Source organism: Polyangium jinanense (assembly GCF_028435365.1).
The window spans coordinates 1-18,107 of sequence record NZ_JAGTJJ010000007.1; the positions used below are offsets into that span (position 1 = coordinate 1).

The window sequence follows — 18,107 nt, forward strand, 5'->3', positions numbered from 1 at the left end:
GGCGCAACCTGCACGTCGGGGGGCGTGAGCGGTTGCTCGTGCCAAGGAGGCGCGCCGGCATCGAGGTAAACCGTGACAAACTCGTGCGGGGGAAGTCTGCCGTCGAGGCGCTGCTGGGTGAGGAGCACGGCGGGCCGCGCGTCCGTGAGCATGAAGGCGAGCCGCTCGCGGGGATAGCCTGGGTCGAGCGGTACGTACGCGCCGCCCGCCTTGAGAATGGCGAGCAGGCCGACCACCATCTCGAGCGACCGCTCGACGCATAACCCGACGCGTACCTCCGGACCCACGCCGAGCGCGCGCAGGTGGTGGGCCAGCTGATTGGAGCGCTGGTCGAGTTCCCGGTAGGTGAGCTCTTGCTCGGCGAACACCAATGCCACGGCGTCGGGCGTCCGCGCGGCCTGCTCCTCGAAGAGCTCGTGAATGCACTTGCAATCGGGGTACGCCACCGCGGTGTCGTTCCACGCCGCCTGCTGGCGCAGCTCGTCCGGGATGGGCGAGGGCAGGCGCAGATGCGGGTGCACCGGGTCGGCGTGCGTCTCGTTCCACCGCGCCACGAGCCCGCCGTGGCTGCCTGCGTCGTGCTCCCGAAGGTCTCTGCTCTCGTCGTGCATGCTCATCGTAGATTGATTCTCTTGGTATCCATCCGAGCCCGAGGGTCGGCAGGCAGGCCTACGGCTCCTGCTGCATCGCAGCGACCGTCTCCTTGGCCTTCTCCAGCTCCGACCTGAAATGCGACCGCATGGCGTTCGGATCGAAATTGAGAAACGTACCGCCGGTTTCGAAATGCATCACGAATACCTTGCCGAGCGCATGGGTGGTCGCGCCCGCGATGAGCGGCGTGGAGAGGAGCCCGAGAGCCGAGCCGACCACGGGCACGAATTTCGCGAACCCGTATCCGAGTGTGGCTCCCACACCCACGCTCCAGGTGCTCGAGACGAGGGAGCCAAGCAGCGCCTTCGCGACGTCACGGGTGAACTTCACCTCATAGAGGTCGGCGAGCTCCTTCAGCATCTTGAGCTGAATACCTTTGATTGCAACGAGGTCGACGGCGGGCACGGGGAGGACGCCCGCCACGAGCGCCCAGAGGACGTTCCGCCGGAGGATCGCCTCCGCGCGGCGTTCGCGCGCACGCACGTCGTTCGACGGGACCTCCGATTTCGCTTCGACGCCGTCCGCCATGGGCTCGTGCTTGGTGGACGTCTCGGTTCGTTCGTCCTTCGTTGCCTCGCCTGCCATTGTCACGCTCTATGTGCTCCACTCCCCTCGAATGCCTGCACGACCACGCGCAGCACAGCGGCCTCGGAGGAATGAAGGAAGAAGTGGTCTCCCTCGAAGATGCGGAGCGCAAACGGACCTTTCGTGTGTTCGCGCCATCCTTCGAGCTGCGCAGGCTGCACCGTGTCGTCCTTCATGCCCCCGAGCGCGGTCAGCGGAGCATCGAGAGGCTCTGTGGGGACGTGGCGGTAGGACCGGAGGAGCTCGAGGTCCGCCCGGAAAACGGGCAGGACGAGCTCCATGAGCTCCGGCTCGCCGAGGACGCTCGCGGGCGTTCCGCCATGACGTCGGATGCAGGAGAGGATGTAATCGTCGGTCAGCTCGCCGGTGGGTGGGTCGGAATCCGGGCACTGCGCCGCGCGGCGGCCGGAGATGAAGAGGTGCATCGGCGCCCGATAGCCGCGTGCGCGCAGCCAGTGGCAAAGCGCAAATGCGACGAGCCCGCCCATGCTGTGCCCGAACATCACAAAAGGTATGCGACCAGGGGCGAGCGCCTGCCCGAGCGCCTCCACCAGGGGCTCGAGCCTCGTTAGGGGCGCCTCTCGGATTCGCGGCCCTCGACCTGGGAGCTGCGCGGCGACGAGCTCCACGTCGGGCGGCAGCTCCGCGACCCAGGTCCGGAAGACCATTGCATTCGCCCCTGCGTAGGGGAAGCAAAATAGCCGCGCCCGCGGCAACGCCACGGGCCTGGGCCTCCAGAACCACGCGCCCGGGATCGGATCCATTGTCGGTGATTCAGGCTTGCGGCTTGGCTGCGGCAAGAGCCGCGTCCATCTGCTTGCGCAGGCCGAGCGGCCGCATGTCGGTCCAGACCTCCTCGATATACTGGAGGCACTCCGCGCGTTTCCCACGCTTCCCTGCCAGGCGCCAGCCCGCAGGAATCTCCCGGCCAGCGGGCCAGATGGAGTATTGCTCCTCGTGGTTCACGACCACCTCGAAGTAGGCATCTGCGTCGTCGAAGACACTCATCGTGGGTCCTCTTGCTACCCCGGCGTCGCCGAACAGGGCGGTTCACATTGCCGCTGACGGCGAACGTTTGTCTTGCCGCACGCTCGGTTCTGCGGTACCGTCGGCGAGCAGGATCCGGGGGGCGCGTATTTCTATCTAAGCTCTCTTGGGATAGACGTTACGCCCGCGACGTAGCAAGCGAGGTGCCAGCCATGATACGTCTTGCTTGCGTCGGAGATCGGCCTGGCCGCGCGAGGTATTCTGTCCGGACGCACGCTGGCGCGACCGCTGTACCTGTACCTGTAACAGGACCCTGTTACAGGTACAGGTACAGGTACAGTACGCTTCCGTCGGCGACGCTCGGCCGGTAGCCGCCTCCTTCGTGCGCGCACGCTCACCGGCGGGATTGTGTTCTCGTTGGGACAGGTGGCCTGAGCGTTGCAAGGCGTACGCTCGGAGCAGCCACGACGGATCCTCGAGGTGTCCCGCGGCTCGCCATCTCCGATAGATGCCGCTCGTGATTCATGGTCCCCCGGAGTTTCCTCGGGGCATCGTCGACCCTCCGGAGCGCAAACGACGAACCCACAGGGTGAATTCGTGACGTCCCAGAACAAACCTTCATCTTATGAAAATCGGGCCCGTGCCACGCTCACGTTGGATCGGCGCGGCTTTTTGAGCTTGGGCGCCATGTTCGGCGCTGGCCTCTTGCTGCCCGATACCATCGGGTGCAGCTCCGACGACAAGCCACAGACGCCGCAGCCGACGCCGAGCCGAGAGCTCTTCAATCCTGCCACGGTCCGAGCCAAGGACGGCCTTCTCGATATCGAGATGACCATCACCGAGATCCAGGTGACGGTGGGCCAATATACGTTCATGACCCGCGCGTACACGGGCCTCAAAGTCAATGCAGGAGAGGCGAATTTCGAAGGAACGTATACGGGCACGATCCCAGGCCCGAGCATCGAGCTGAGCCCGGGTGATAAGTTCAAGCTCAAGCTCATCAACGGCCTTCCGGACGACGACAGCGCCGTGGACCCCGGCGAGTGTGGCATGACCACCACCGGCGGGCATGGCGGGCACGGCCCGGGCATGCAGAACAACACGACCAACTTCCACACGCACGGTCTGCACGTCGACCCCGGGCCGCCCGGCGATGACGTCTTCTTGGAGATTGGTCCTGGCCAAAGCTACGACTTCGTCTTCGACATCCCCAAGGAACTCGTCATGCCGGATGGGACGATGGCCGATCATCCGGCCGGGACCTACTGGTACCACCCGCACTTCCACGGAGCGACGGCCATCCAGGTGGCAGGCGGCATGGTGGGGGCCCTCATCATCCGCGACGAATGGCAAGACGATCTCGACAAGATGTTTTCTCCCGAGCCCAAGCCGGGGCAGGGCAAGGAGCAGCTCCTGGTCGTCGGCGAGCTCATGCTCCAGACCAAGGATGCATGCACTGGGAAAACCCGCCTCGCGACGTACAAGGAAATGGGCGCGGGCGGCCCATTGCCTGACACCGTCGAGGATTTCTTCTACGTCAACGGCCAGATCAACCCGATCCTTCGCATGCGCCCGAGTGAGGTGCAGCGTCTCCGGGTCCTTCACACGGGCTTCCGTGCTCCGCTGGACATCGCCTTCCTCCGCGTACCGGACGATCAGGTGGACGCCGCGACGTCGTTGCCGAAGCCCGGCTATGATCCTTTCGGCTATTCTTGCGCGAGCAACAATGGGCCGCCCATGCTCAACCGGGACGCGTTGCGGGCGAAGTCGGCCCCCTATTACCAGGTCGCGACGGACGGGATCACCTACGCTGCGCCCCTGAAGATGCCGATGGCCGACGCCGTTTCGGAGATCGAATACGTCGTCCCGCCGGGGGGCCGCGTGGATCTGCTCACCCAATTCGAAGCGGGCACCTACCAGATGGTGGCGCTCGGCTACCTCGACTTCGTCTGCTGGGCGCCGCAGGTCCTCGCCACCGTGATCGTCTCGGGGGAGCCGGACAAGAGCCTCGAGATCCCGCAGGCGCTCACGCCGCCCGCGCTTTACCCGTCATTCGACGACATGGCGAAGCCTGGCAACCAGGTCGAGAATACACGGACGCTCGAGTTCGCCGTGGCCCTCGATGGGCAGGGAGGAGCACACTTCACCATCGACGGCAGGACGTTCTGCGAGACCCGTATCGACCAGTGCATGGCTTTGGGCGCCGTGGAGGAATGGACGATCAAAAACAAGTGGGACATGATGGCAGGAGAGACGGTCCATCCCTTCCACATCCACGTCAACTCGTTCCTCGTGACGTCCATCAACGGGAAGAAACCGGCACAGCCCATCTGGCGCGATACGGTTCTCATCCCCACGAGTGGCATGCAGGGCGTCGACGGTTCCCTCAAGTTCCAGTCGCGCTTCCTGCATTACGAGGGCAAGTACGTGCTGCACTGTCACATCCTGGAGCACGAGGATGAAGGCATGATGCAGCTCCTAGAGGTGAAGAAGGACGCGGCATGCGAGCCGTCGATGGTCGATACGTGCCCGATGCCGTGAATGGGCCACGATCACGCGCGATACGCGTCGATGTCGATCGAGAACCTCTGGATCCAGCGGTGAACTTGGACGCGCGACTTGCCCATGTCGCGCGCCACCCCGCTCACGTTGCCCCTGTGCTTCTCGAGGAGCGCCAGGATGCGCCCGCGCAGCTCGTCCGGCGCCGTGCCCCTCTCCTCCTCGGGCTCGGGCGGCGCGATGGTCTCGTGGCTCGGCGCGAGGAGGTGCGCGCTCTCGAGGTGCGCGCTTTCGAGGTGCACGCTCTCGAGGTGCGCGCTCTCGATGAGCGGCCCGTCCGCGAGCGCGGCCGCGACCCCGAGGGTCTGCGACAGCTCGCGGATGTTGAGCGGCCACCGCTGCTGCACGAGCAACTTGCCGGCCTCCACGGTGAAGCCGAGCTCAGGCGCGCCCGGCACCTTGGAGCGCCGTAGCAGATCGCGGACCAGGATGCCCATGTCCTCGATCCGGTCCCGGAGCGGCGTGAGCATGTGCCGGTGCCCGGAGAGCCGCGCCAGCAAGTCGACCCGGAGCTCGCCCCGGATGGCCATCTTGTCGAGCGGCTTGTGTGTCGCCGCGACGACGCGCAGATCGACCTTGATGGGGCTCGTTCCGCCGACGGGCACGACCTCGCTCTCCTCGAGCACGCGCAAGAGCGCGGCTTGTGCAGGCATCGGGAGATCGCCCACCTCGTCGAGGAAGAGCGTGCCGCCGTTCGCCCTGCGCACGTACCCCGGCTCGTCTCGGATGGCCCCCGTGAACGCGCCCTTGACATGACCAAAGAGCTGGCTCTCGAGCAGCGACGCCGTGAGCGCCCCGCAATTCACGGCGACGAGCGGCCCTGTCCGCCCCGAGAGCGCGTGGACGCCTCCCGCGAGCACCTCTTTGCCCGTGCCCGACTCGCCGAGGAGGAGCACCGGGATGGGCGCGCGCGCGATGCGCATCAGCGTGTCGAGCTCGTCCGCGAGCGGCGGGACGAGCGTGGAGAACCCCCCGACCGCCGGGCTCTCGAGGTCGAGATCCCCAGCGGAGGCAGGCGACGACGGCAAGCCCGCGCGGTAGCGCAGGATGACGTTGCCGAGCTCGATGAAATCACCGTCCTCGAGCGCGACCGTCCGGACGCGTTTGTCATTGACGAACGAGCCGTTCCTCGAGCCCGCGTCCTCGAAGGTCCACCCGTGACCACTCCTGACGAGGCGCGCCTGGGTCTTCGAGATGGTCCCGTCGGGCAACCGCAGGTCGAGCCGCCGCGTGTTCGCCTCGCGGACGCGCGAGGCGACGCGCTCGGGGCCGCGGCCGATGTCGACGACGTCGATCTCCGAGAGGCAATACCGCGCGCCGCCGAGCGCCGGCTGGTCACAATGGAGCACGACGAACAGGAAGGGACGCGCGAGGGGCTGCGCCCTCCGCTCTTCGCGCACGGGGTCCTGGGTGGTACCGAGCGAGATCGGCTTCCGCGTCATGGGTGTGACAGCCTATCACGAGACGGCGGGCGGCCTGGTTTTCACTCGGCGGCGCGCGCCTCCGCGACGCGGCGCTCGCACGCTTGCTGATCCCTCCGGGCCTCGGATTCGGTGACCTGGAGCAGTTCTCTCCGAATCGGCACGGGAATACAATACGAGGTCGCTCTCCAGAGTCGGGCGTCATCAGGGCCGGTGAAGGGCTCCACGGCGCGCCATACCCGGATGACCTTCTCCTCGGAGAGTTGCGCGATGTACTTGCCGTCGGGGCTCCAGTCGGCGCGCACGACGGCGAGGGGAGAGCCCCCGAGCACGAAGGGCTGCCCGGACCCGTCGGCATGAAAGACGCGCACGGTGGTGTCCGCCGACGCGGTGGCGATGTGTGTCCCGTCGGGGCTCATGCTCGCCCACGAAACTGTATCCCCATGCCCGTGGAGGACCCATGGTTGCCCGGAGCCATCGGCGCTCCATACACGCGCGGTCCCGTCGCTGGAGGTCGTGACGACCCGCGCGCCGTCAGACGACCATGAAGCGGAGGTGACGTTCGATTCGTGTCCCCGAAGCGCGAGCGGGGGCGCCGCGGCGTCACGCACGTTCCATATTCGCGCGGCGCTGTCCACGAATGAGGTGATGATGCGCGAGCCGTCCGGGCTCCATTGCACGTCCGGGCTCCAATGCGTGGGGTCGAACCTCGCGCCCTGCTGGCCCAGCAGGACGAGCTCCCCCTCATCGTCGACGTTCCAGAGGTAGACGTTCCCGGTCCCGTCCGTCACGACGATCCGCGTGCCCCCGGGATCGAACGACGCCTGGACGACGCTCTTGGGTTCGAGCGGGGTCCTCGTCTCCGCCAGGAGCGCAGAGCCGTCGCTCGCCCACAAGCGCAGCGTTCCATCGAGGGAAGCGGTGACGATACGGTCGCCCGGCGCGCTCCAATCGACGGTCCAGACCTTTTCCGGGTGGCAGTCGAGGACGACGGGCGAAGAAGGATCGTCGAGGCGCCATACCCGCGCGGTCCCGTCCCGCGACACCGTGACGATTCGCGTGCCGTCGGGACTCCACTTCGCACTCTGGACCTCCTTGGCATGACCGCGCAGGACGACCGGGCTCCCCTCGCCATCCGCGCGCCACACCCGCGCGGTCTCGTCCCGCGAAACCGTGACGATCCGCGCGCCGTCGGGGCTCCACGCCATCGCATTGACGACCTCCGTGTGGCCCTCGAGCACCCTCGGCGCGACGACCTCGTCGAGATCCCAGTACCGAAGCGTCCTGTCGAGCGACGCCGTGAGGAGGTAGCGGCCATCTGGGCTGAAATCCGCCGTGTAAACCCAGTGCTTGTGGCCACGCAATACGATGGGTTGCCCCGCGCCGTCGGCATTCCAGATGCGCGCGGTCTTGTCCTTCGACGCCGAGGCAATGTGCTTGCCGTCGCGGCTCCACGCGACGCTCATGACCTTGTCCTCGTGGCCGTGCAGCGTGAGGCGCTCGGCGCCGCCTGCGGCATCCCAGACGCGCACCGTGGCGTCCTTGCCCGCGGTGGCGATGCGCGCGCCGTCCGGGCTCCAGGACGCCGCGACAACCTCGTCCGTGTGCCCGCGGAGCAGCAGCGGCGCGCCCCAGCCGTCCGCGCTCCACACGCGCACGAGCCCATCCACCGAGGTCGTCACGATGCGCTTGCCATTCGGGCTGAACCGGGCGCTCGTGACGGTTGCCTCGTGCTCGAGCAGGGCGATTTGCCTCCCGTCCGCAGCGCGGAACACCCTCGCGGTCCCGTCCTCCGAAGCCGTCACGACGCGCTGCCCATCCGGGCTCATCTGCACGGAAGTGAGCGCGTCGCCGTGTCCCCGCAACACGAGCGGCTCCCGGGAGCCGTCCGCGTTCCAGATCCGGGCCGTCTTGTCCCCGGACGCCGTGACGATGCGCGTGCCATCCGGGCTCCAAGCGGCGAACATGACGAACGCGTCGTGGCCGCGCAGCGTGGCGAGCCCTTGGGAATCGCCGACAGCCAAAATCTGCGCCGTCTTGTCCCCGGACGCCGTGACGATGCGTGCGCCATCCGGGCTGATGGCCGCCGTGTAGATCGGCTCGCCCCCGTGGAGGCCCGAGACCTCGTCCCGCGCGACGCCGGAGGAGAGCGCATCGCTCACGATCTCGGCCCACTCCTTGGGGATGTCCTCGGGCTCGACCTCGCGTGCGAGCGCGAGCACCAGCGTGGGATCGTCCATCCGCTTGCGCGCCGCGAGCATCCGCGTGGCATTGCGGCCACGCAGCGCCTGGAGCGCGAGCTCGGCGTTCTGCTCCTTGACACGTGCGGCCTCGGCGTCCGCGCGCCGGGCCTGGGCCTGGGCGCGCATGGCCAGGAAAAACACGAGCACCGATACGGTGCCGAGAATCACGAACGCCCCGGCAATCGAGCGCTGACGCCTCCGACGCGCGCGCTCCTGGAGGTCGATCACGGCGAGGAGGTACCGCTCTTCCGCGCGGCCGAGCGGCAAGCCGCGCTCCGCCTCGGGATTCGCGCGCCTTCGTTCATACCATGTCCGCGCCTCCTCGGCGGCGCGGTCCCGCCACAGCAAGCCGGACGCCTCTCCGCCCGCCTGCCATTGCGAGGTGGCGGCACGCAACCGGGCCATGAACTGGGCGTCGGCTGTGCTCTCGTCGAGCCATCCAGCGAGCCTCGGCCAGCGCTCGATCAGCGACTCGTGGACGATCTCCACCGTCACGGCGCCCGGACGGCCGCCGACCTCGAGGAGCAAGAGCCTCGCGCCGCAGAGGTGCTGGACGAGCGCCTCCACCGCGGTGGGATCGTCGGCGAGGGAGGCGAGCTCGGACAAACTCACGATCGCGCGCGTCCGCTCGGGCGTGACGAGGCGCAAAAAGACCGCCTGACAGAGGCGCTGGCTCGGCAGCGAGAGCGCGGCGAAGACGGCGTCGGCGTGGGTCGAAAGCGACCCGATTACCCCGCCGAGCCGCTCGTAGCTCGCTCGCGTCAAGGTCTTCGCCTCCCGATCACGCGCCTCCCAGAGCTCCGCGGCCGCGAACTGCAGGAGCGGGAGTGGCGTCTTGGCGCGCGACAGTTCGCCCAGGATCTCGGCGATCATCGCCTCGTCCTCGAAGCGATGCGCGGCCGCCTCCACCGGGCGCATCAGGGCCTCCCGCAAGCCCTCGCGCCCCATGGGCGGCAGGAGGAAGAGGGCCTGGGTCACCTCGGCCAGGAAATGGGGATCCTCGGCGACGCGGTCGAGGAAATCCGAGCGAATCGTCACGATGACCCGCAGCGGCGACGAGGCGTCGTCCGCCACGCCGAGAAGGCATTGAAGGAACGCGGATCGCTCGCCCGGATCGGAGACGAGCGTATAAAGCTCTTCGAATTGGTCGACGAAAACGAGCGCGCGGCTCCCTGGCCCCCGCGCGCGGCAATGGGCGCGCAGGCGGGCGCCGAGCAGGCCCGGCTCGGCGCGGAGATGGCTGGAGGCCGCGGGGCCGTCCGTTCCGCCTTCGGCGAGCACCTCGGCGAGGGCCTCGCCGAGCGCCGACACGGGGGCGCGGCCCGGGCGCAGGACGAGGACGTCCCAATCCTCGCCGGAATGCTTCAAGGCCGGAATCACGCCGGCGCGCAGAAACGACGATTTCCCAGCGCCGGAGGGGCCCACCACCGTGACGAGCCGCTGACGACGGAGCCGCCCCACGACGGCCGCGATGGCCCGCTCGCGGCCGAAAAAACGGCCCGCGTCCGCCTCCTGGAACGCCGAGAGCCCCGCGAACGGCAGCTCCCCCTCGGCGAGCGCGAGGGGTTTTCCCCCTTCACGCAAGGGCATGAGCGCGGCGAGCAGCTCGTCGGCCGACGCGAATCGCTCCTCCTTTTGCTTGCGCAAGCAGCGGTCGACGACGTCCGAGAGCGCCGAAAGCTCGGGCAGGACGTCGCGGAGCCTGGGCATGGGCGCATTCACGTCGGCGACGCTTTCGAGCCGCTCCCGCGTGAGCGGCGCGAGCGGATGCGCGCCAGAGAGCAGCTCGTACAAGAGGACGCCGACCGCCCAGAGATCGGCGCGCGCGTCGACCTTCTCGCCGCGCCATTGCTCGGGCGCCATGTACGCGAGCGTGCCGCCGTCGCTCGGTTCCAGGCCGTCCCCGCGCCTCGCCAGCCCGAAATCCAGCACTTTGACCCCCCCGGCGTCGAGGATCATGATGTTCTCGGGCTTGAGATCGCGGTGGACGACGTCGCGCTCGTGCGCGGCGACGAGCGCGCGGAGGACCGACATCACGATGTCGAGGGCGAGCCCCTTGGGGAGCACACGGCTCGATCCTCGGGCGCCCGAGGACAGGACGTCCCGCAGCGTGCGGCCCTCGAGGTATTCGAGGACCATGTACGGATGCCCGTCGGTCTCGTCGACATCGTAGATGACCACGATGTTTTCGTGCTTGCAGAGCGCCGTGGCTCGGGCCTCGGCGAGCAAGCGCGAAGTCGCCTGTCCGCGGTCCTGGAGGAGCTTGATGGCGACGAGGCGTCCGAGCTTGGTGTCCCGCGCGAGCAGCACGACCCCCATGCCGCCTTCGCCGAGCTTGCGGATGATCTCGTAGTGCTTGAGGAAGCCGTCGGGCAGAGAGGAGGCCTCGGTGGGCGCGTCTCGCTCGGTGAGCGTGGCGGATGACGCGGCCATCTGCCGCGGGGGCAAGGTCCTCTCGACACGAGCGAAGTCCGCGGTGACGCTCGCTGCCGTCAGGGGACGGGGGCCGCGTTCTACCTCGTCAGGGACCACGGGGCGCATCGGTCGGTCTAGCTAGGTGGCAGCGTGCGCATGACGTGTGTCGCAGCCGTCGTCGGTTCCTTGACGGATCTCGTCTCGGCTATCACTGCTCCGGAGCGTGATCAACTGCCTTGCCGATGGCAGCCTGCGAGCGGAGATGTCGAGTGTACGCCTGCCAGCCGTGATGCTGGACGAATCCAGATGGCGTTGGCCGGTGCGCCAGGGTAGGAAGGCCGCCCAGAGGAGCACGGGATATGAGTCGTGACAAAACGGACGAAGTCGTCGAGCATCTCCGCCGCAATGGTGGGCGCGCCAAGCTTTGGTTTGGCGAGTTCCGGGATCCGAAGCCGCTCGACGCCTCGGCTCTCTCGTCGCTCACGCTGCCCGACGGCCGTCCGCTGCCGCCGAGCCTCTCGACCTGGCTCGCCTACGACGCGACCTGGTTCGGCCTTTTGCCAGGCTCGCCGCCGCGGCTCGCCGCGAAGCCCTTGCGCGACATTCTCATGGACTGGGCGATCGCGAGCGCGCGCGCGATGCCCGAGGGCTACGAAGACCCTTATCCCATGACCAACGAGCAGGTGGTCGAGTCCTGGATCGAGCTCCTGCCCGACCCGGCGATGGCGGACGCGCTCGCCATCGAGCTTCCCGGGGGGGACCAGGACCACATCCTGCTTTTCCACCGCGCCCATCGCGACGGCGAATATCCGATCCTCGGCTGCCACAAGCGTTTCGAGTTCTGGTTCAAATACGAAAGCTTCGGCGACTTCCTGGCGCATTACTTCGGCCTCACGGACCCTGCGTGACGGGCGCGAAAGCGCACGCTTACGGAAAAGCCCCCGCTGCGGCGGCGCGCGTCGGGGCTTCGTCGCCCACGAGCGAGAGGGTCGGGCTCCCCGCGGCGCAGCGCCGGAAGCCTTCCTTGACGTCGTCAGGCGTGACCGACGCGAGCGCGCTTCCATATTGGTCGACCACGCCGAGCGAGACCCCCGTGTGCCGCGCGTCGAGCACGGCCTCCACAATCGCGTCGTTCGTCACATGCGAAAGCACGCGCTGCCGGGCCAGCTTGAGGCGCGCCGCGTCGAGCTCTCCCGGGGCGAGCTTGCCCTCTTCGAGCTCGCGCAGGACGTCGCGTAGCACCACGAGCGCCTCGCCGAGCCGCCCTTGATCCGCGTCCGCGCGAATCGACAAGTGCGCGGCGCCGCCCCAGAGCGTGGCCGCGAAGCCATTCGCCACGTATGTCATGCCCAGGCGGCGCCGCAAGACCGCGTGCAGCCGCGCCTCGGCGAGCTGGGCCATGAGCTCGTAACGCGCCGGCGAGTGGCCTTGCAACGGCGGCAAGAGGCAACCGAAATGGAGCGTGGCACGGGTGGCGCCGGGCCGGTTCGTCACGAAGATCTGTGGCTGCTTTGCGCGTGTTTCGCCGATCTTTGGCAATGCGGGCAGCTTTTGCGCCGGGGCATCGTCCGCCCAGTCCCCGAAGACCTCCTCGATGGCCTTCTCCACCTCCGAGGGAACGACGTCGCCCACCACGGCCAGCACCGCGTTGCGCGGCGCGTGGTGCTGCGTCAGCCACGCCTCGGCCCCTTCGCGCTCCACGCGCAGAAGATCGGCCGGGAGGACGCTATGCGCGAACGGATGAGGCCCGTACAGGCCCTTCCAGAAGTCGATCTCGCCGCGCTTGGCAGGATTGGCGCGGTTATGCTCGAGGTCCGTGGCTGCCGCGCGTGCCTTCAAAAGGAAACTCGAGGGCGGGATCTGCATGGATCGCACGGACCACGCGAGGGCCTGCAGCATGCTGGCCGTGTTGCCCGTGGCCGCGTCGAGCACGTATTCGACTCTCTCCGAGCCGATGCGGCGGCGCAGCGACCCGCCAAACGCGGTCCACGGCTCCGAGGCGGCTTGGCCTGTTTGCATGGCGACATGCGCCTCCGCAGGCGAGGCGGACGTCCGCGGACTGCCGCGCAGGAGCAGCCCCGCGGTGACCACGGGTTTGGAAGAACGAACCCCAATGATCACTTCCAAACCGTTTGGCAAGACATACTGCCGGTAGCCTGCGAACCCCGGCGCACGCGCGATCCGGCGGATTCGCTCCGCGTCCACTTGCACGGGCGTCCGCTCGTCGTCGCGCCCCACTGCGTCGCTACGCGAGGCGGGCGCGGGCCCCGGCGCGCCGCCTTTGGCGGGCACCACGTAGACGGCGCGCGCACGCTTGCGCCCCAGGTATTCCGCGCCGAGCCCGGCGATCTGCCCCTGCTCGGCGCCCGCGAGGTCATTGATGGAGCGCAGATACCACGAGGAAGTGCCCGCGAAATGCGTGCTCCGCGCCATCTCGAGGGCGTGCCCGGCAGGGTGCTCCATTTCGAGCAGCGCGCCGAGGATCGCCTTTCTCTGCTGATTGACGAAGGCGCGCTCCCAGTACGCGGCCTGCACCGTCTGGGGTAGGGGGGCCACCATCTGATCCACCTCGCCGAGGATGCGCCCGAGGCTCGCGGCCGGGTCCGACGCGTTGCGGAGCGGGACCGAGACCAGCAACATCGACGCGTCGCGGCCCTCGATGAGGAGCGTGCCGATGCTCCCGAATTCGTGCACTTCCCTGAAGGTGCGGTCCAGGTACTCGTCGAGCGCGCGTTTGAGCAGCCGGAGCTGCTGCCGCCCGGCGAAGAGGGCACTCGGCAGCGACCAGCCGATCCAGAGCTCGGGCATGGAGACCGGGGCCTCGATCTGCGGGAGCGCGGCGGAGCGCGGCGGCGGCGCGGGCGGCACGGCGGGCTTCGCGGCCTGCGCGCGCGAAGGCGCCCCCGAAGCCGGCGCGGCCGTGAGCTCGCGGGGCAAGATCGTGTGCACGGCCTGCTCGACCTCCTTCAAAGCAACGTCGCCGACGATGACCATCGTGGTGTCATGGGGGCGGTAATGCTGGCGCACGAAGCCTTTGGCGTCGTCGAGGGTCAGGGAGGCGAGGCTCTCCAGGGTGCCGATCGGGGGGCGTGCGTAGGGGTGATCCGCGGGGAAGAGGGCGACCTGCATGGCGCCGAAGACGCGGCCGGCGGGGCCTAGCTCGCTGCGGTCACGCAGCTCCGCGCGCACGATCTCGAGCTCGACCTGGATATCGTCGGGCAAGAGCCCCTCTGTCGGCGCGATCATCCTCGCCCCGGCGAGCCGGAGGAGATCGGGCAACGCATCTGCGGGCCCCATCTCGTAATAGGCGGTGGCATCCAAACTGGTCATCCCGTTCCAGCGCGCCGCGCCGGCCTGCTCGAGCAGCCCTTCGAACGTCGCTTTGCCGTAGGGTCTGGCGCGGTAGGCGAGGTGCTCGACGAAATGGGCGAGGCCCTCCTTTCCCTTCGGATCGCTGCTCGCGCCTGCGCCGATGAAGGTGAATACTCCAACGAACGGCGCGCGCGTGTCCCGCTCGACGAGGACCCGTAGGCCCGAGGGCAGCATGATCTCCACGCCCTCCATCGGAACGGGCGGGATGTGGAGGTTCGCGTGTTCCGGGACGACGGAGGGCCGCTGCTCCACGCAGGCCGGAAGAAGTGCCAGCGCGGCCGCGACGAACCCGGTGCGGAGGAGGTTGTGCATCGGAGGGACAGACTATACGAAAGCTGCCCCTCCTTGAAGCAGGGCGATACGCCCCCCTTCGTTCTCTCGACCCCCCGACCGCCCCGACGAGAACATCCGGTCCCGGCAATGACCGGTCGATGCTAGGCCTTCCGGCCGACGAGCACCGCGAGGACGTCGACGTAGGTGACGATTCCGACGATTCGTTCGGACGTATCCAGGACGCAGATCGCCGTCTGTCGCTCGTCGAGGATCTTGTCGGCGATCTCGAGCACCGAGGCGTCTTGAGGGACGGTCACGACGCCGGTCCGCATGACGGAGCCGACGGTTTTTCCTTCCAGATCGGCCGCGCCGTCTTGGTTCAGCATCGTCGCCGCGTCGCCCACCGAGGCGCGTAGCTCTCGACTGCTGAACATCCCGACGGCACGCCCGACCGCATTGACGACGGGCAGATATCGTAGCTCCGATCGTACGAGGATCTGGATGGCCTCCCGGAGCGCCAGGTCCGTGCTTATCGTCATCACGCGGCGATGCATGATGTCGCGCGCGAGCGGAATGCCGCTCGGGCCTGCCGTGCCCTTGTGCGCCAGGCGCCCGCGTTCGGCGAGGATATCCATGCTCGTCAGGATGCCGACGAGATGTTCGCGCTCGTCGAGGACGGGCAGGCAATCGATGCGGCGAGCCACCATGCGGGCGCTCGCCTCTTCCACGCTCGCCTCCGGGCGCGTCGTCTCGACCGGGGAGGTCATCACGTCGCGCACGACCATGTCGAGCAGGGGCCCGTCCTTCAATCCGAGGATGTCACGATCGCTCAGGATGCCGACGAGCGTTGCGCCGCGCATGACGGGCAGGTGCCGAACGCTCCCCTGGTACATGAGCTGTGCCGCCACGGCCACGCTTTCGGTATCCTGGACCGTCAGCAGCGTGCGCGTCATCAGCTCTTGCACGGGTTTGCCCTCGAATCGCCTTGCTCGTGGCTGCATCGTCAATTCCCTCCCGCGAGCGGCGGCAGGGTAGCGGGCGTGCCGGACAGCTCTTCGGGGTTTTCCGGAGGGGGCGGCAAGCTCGGGGTGGCCGTGGTCTCTTGTGGCGACAGCGACCAACCGGTCCGGAGACCGAGCAAGAAGTATCCGAGGGCGACGATCCCCGCGGCGAAGATCGTATCCCCGAGGACGCGCGACCAGCGGAAGCCGTCCATGAGGGGCGTCTGGAGAAACTCGGCCGAGCGCGCGTACCACATGCCCTTCTCCACGCTGGCGATCGATTGCATGATGCCTACGGGCAAGAGGCTCACGAAGGCCATTGCGGCGAGCCCGATGTTGATGGCCCAGAAAGCGAAGGAGAGCGCGCCTGTCCTCCACACGAACCGCGCCGAAACGCCGCGCAGGCAGAAGAGCATGAGCCCGAACCCGAGCATGCCGTACACCCCGAACATCGCGGTATGCCCGTGCACGGGCGTCGTGTTCAGGCCCTGCATGTAATACAGCGCGATCGGCGGGTTGATCAGGAAGCCGAAGAGGCCCGCGCCGACGAGGTTCCAGAACGCCACGGCCACGAAGAAGTAGATGGGCCATTTGTAGCTCGTGACCCAGGGACGGAGCCCGATCAGGCGGAGATTGCCGTACGCCTCGAATCCAATGAGCGAGAGCGGCACGACCTCGAGCGCGCTGAACACGGCGCCGAGCGCGAGGACGGGCATGGGCGTGCCCGTGAAATAGAGGTGGTGGAAGGTCCCGATCACGCCGCCGCTGAGGAAGACGATGGTCGAGAACAGCACCGCGCGGCTCGCGGAGCCCGGCCGGAGCAGGCCGAGGCGGACGAGGAGGAAGGCGATGATGACGGTCGCGAAGACCTCGAAGAAGCCCTCGACCCAGAGGTGCACCACCCACCAGCGCCAGTATTCGACCATCGAGAGGTGGGAGTGGCGCCCCCACATGAGCCCAGCGGCATAAAACATCGCAATGCCGAGGGACGAGAGCAGGAACAACCCGACCAGGGTCCGCTGTTCGTCACGCCGCGCGAGCGCCGGACGCAGGGCGCGGACCATGAGCACGAGCCAAAGGACGAGCCCCACGAAGAGGAAGATCTGCCAGAATCGGCCGATATCCGTGTATTCGAGGCCCTGGTGCCCGAACCAGAAGCTCGCGTCGAGCCCCATGCGCTGCCGGGTCGAATACCACGTCCCGAAGAGCGAGCCGACGACGATGACGAGGAGGCAGGTGAAGAGAAAATTCACGCCTGCGCGCTGAAAACGTGGCTCCACACCGCCCACGGCCGGCGCCACGAAGAGCCCGGTCGCGAGCCAGGTCGTGGCGATCCAGAAGATGGCGAGCTGGACGTGCCACGTCCGCGTGACGGAATAAGGCAGGATCTCGGCGAGCGGGATGCCATAAAAGCCGGAGCCCTCCACGCCGTAATGCGCGCTCACCGCGCCGAGCCCGACCTGCGCCATGCACAGCGCGGCGGCGACCCAGAAGAACTTGACCGTGGCCCGCATGGAAGGCGTCGGTTCGAGCTGGAGGAGGGGATCCTTGCGGGGGAGGAGCGACGGCGGCGCTTCCTCCTCGTGCCCCTTCGCGGCAAAGTACCAGGACAAACCGCCGATGCCCGCGAGGAGCAGGACGAAGCTCACGATCGACCAGACCACGATCGGCGCGGTCACGCGGTTGCCTACGAGCTCGTCCGGCGGCCAGTTGTTCGTGTAGGAGACGGGCTCGCCGGCGCGCTCGGTCACGCAGGACCAGGAGGCCCAGAAGAAGAAGGCGTTCATCATGCGCCGGCGCTCGGGATCGGGCACGCTGCGAGGCGGGATCGCATAGGCCTCGCGCAGGGAGCCGAGCGTCGGGTCGTCGCCGAACAGGCCATCGTAATGGCTGGCCGTGGCCCGAATGGCGGCGGCGCGGCGGGACGAGACGCGTAGGTCGCCGGTCGCAGGGTCGTACGTGTTCTTTCGTATCTCGGCCTGCACGAGCGCCTCGGTGGCGGCCCGCTTCGGGGCGTCGAGCGCTTCGAAGCTTTGGCCATACTCCGCGCGAGCGATGGACTCGGCCAGGGACGTGCCTTCGCGATGAAGCCAATCCGCGGACCAATCGGGGGCCACGTAACCCCCGTGCCCCCAGATCGAGCCCACTTCCTGGCCCCCCATCGACTGCCAGACGCTCTTGCCGTCCTGGATGTCGTCCAGCGTGAAGAGCACGACGCCATCCTCGGTGATGACGCGTTGTGGCAATGGGGGCGCCTTTTGATGAATCTGCCAACCGAAGAATCCTAGGACCGCGAACGACGCCACGATGACGATCGTGAGCGAGATCCACAACCCTCGGAGGGTGCCCTTCGTGCTTCTTCCTGTTCCCATGCTCGCTTGCTGCCCTCTCCCCCTCCCGACCCGGATGGAATCGTGCCGCTTGCCGAGCAAGGACCATGCTCACGCGTCGGATCCCGGCAAACCATGCGTCCGTCCGCGGGAGCGTCGGGACCCCATCCCATCGAAGGGGCGCGGCGCCCGGGCGCGTGGCGCACGGTTTGCGCGTGTGCGGCAGGGTTTGCGCCACGCGGTGCCTCACGAGGGTCGCGCTGGGCCAAG

11 protein-coding genes are annotated in these 18,107 nt (G+C 67.9%); 2 read left to right on the forward strand and 9 right to left on the reverse strand.

Translation table 11 applies throughout. The annotated features are described in order from the left end of the window. From KEG57_RS16705 to KEG57_RS16720, 4 genes are all read right to left on the reverse strand, one after another. Nucleotides 1-617, reverse strand: a 617-nt coding sequence (locus tag KEG57_RS16705) for an AMP-binding protein (RefSeq protein WP_272420524.1), incomplete at its 3' end; no start/stop codon positions are given. Between the two features lie 52 nt (nucleotides 618-669). Further along, the gene (locus tag KEG57_RS16710; RefSeq protein WP_272420526.1) at nucleotides 670-1,236 is read right to left on the reverse strand and encodes a YcjF family protein; all 567 of its coding nucleotides are present in this window, start codon (nucleotides 1,234-1,236) and stop codon (nucleotides 670-672) included. 2 nt (nucleotides 1,237-1,238) lie between these two features. Continuing rightward, nucleotides 1,239-2,000 (reverse strand): thioesterase II family protein, encoded by a 762-nt coding sequence (locus KEG57_RS16715; RefSeq protein WP_272458599.1) that lies wholly within the window; start codon nucleotides 1,998-2,000, stop codon nucleotides 1,239-1,241. Nucleotides 2,001-2,010: 10 nt separating this feature from the next. Beyond that, a complete protein-coding gene (locus KEG57_RS16720; RefSeq protein ID WP_272420530.1) occupies nucleotides 2,011-2,244 on the reverse strand; it encodes an MbtH family protein in 234 nt (77 codons plus the stop codon). A gap of 666 nt (nucleotides 2,245-2,910) precedes the next feature. Here KEG57_RS16720 and KEG57_RS16725 point away from each other — a divergent pair. Beyond that, nucleotides 2,911-4,764 carry a multicopper oxidase family protein gene (locus KEG57_RS16725; RefSeq protein ID WP_272420532.1) on the forward strand — a complete coding sequence of 618 codons (1,854 nt, stop codon included), beginning with the start codon at nucleotides 2,911-2,913 and terminating at the stop codon, nucleotides 4,762-4,764. A gap of 11 nt (nucleotides 4,765-4,775) precedes the next feature. Here the strand turns inward: KEG57_RS16725 and KEG57_RS16730 are convergent, their stop codons facing one another. Both KEG57_RS16730 and KEG57_RS16735 read right to left on the reverse strand, forming a co-directional pair. Next, a complete protein-coding gene (locus KEG57_RS16730) occupies nucleotides 4,776-6,224 on the reverse strand; it encodes an FHA and sigma-54 interaction domain-containing protein (RefSeq protein ID WP_272458600.1) in 1,449 nt (482 codons plus the stop codon). Nucleotides 6,225-6,265: 41 nt separating this feature from the next. Then, nucleotides 6,266-10,879 carry an nSTAND1 domain-containing NTPase gene (locus tag KEG57_RS16735; RefSeq protein ID WP_272458601.1) on the reverse strand — a complete coding sequence of 1,538 codons (4,614 nt, stop codon included), beginning with the start codon at nucleotides 10,877-10,879 and terminating at the stop codon, nucleotides 6,266-6,268. Nucleotides 10,880-11,220: 341 nt separating this feature from the next. Here KEG57_RS16735 and KEG57_RS16740 point away from each other — a divergent pair, with 341 nt between their 5' ends. Beyond that, entirely contained in the window at nucleotides 11,221-11,769 is a 549-nt protein-coding gene (locus KEG57_RS16740; protein WP_272420539.1) for a hypothetical protein, read from the forward strand. Nucleotides 11,770-11,788: 19 nt separating this feature from the next. On the opposite strand, the gene KEG57_RS16745 is transcribed toward KEG57_RS16740, so the two are convergent. The 3 genes from KEG57_RS16745 to KEG57_RS16755 form a co-directional block, all read right to left on the reverse strand. Continuing rightward, complete coding sequence (locus tag KEG57_RS16745; protein ID WP_272420540.1) at nucleotides 11,789-14,545, reverse strand: M16 family metallopeptidase; 2,757 nt, start codon at nucleotides 14,543-14,545, stop codon at nucleotides 11,789-11,791. Nucleotides 14,546-14,667: 122 nt separating this feature from the next. Next, complete coding sequence (locus KEG57_RS16750) at nucleotides 14,668-15,507, reverse strand: CBS domain-containing protein (protein WP_272420542.1); 840 nt, start codon at nucleotides 15,505-15,507, stop codon at nucleotides 14,668-14,670. Between the two features lie 2 nt (nucleotides 15,508-15,509). After that, nucleotides 15,510-17,879: a nitric-oxide reductase large subunit gene (locus KEG57_RS16755; protein WP_272420544.1), complete on the reverse strand. Its 2,370-nt coding sequence runs from the start codon at nucleotides 17,877-17,879 to the stop codon at nucleotides 15,510-15,512. Nucleotides 17,880-18,107: the final 228 nt, after the last annotated feature.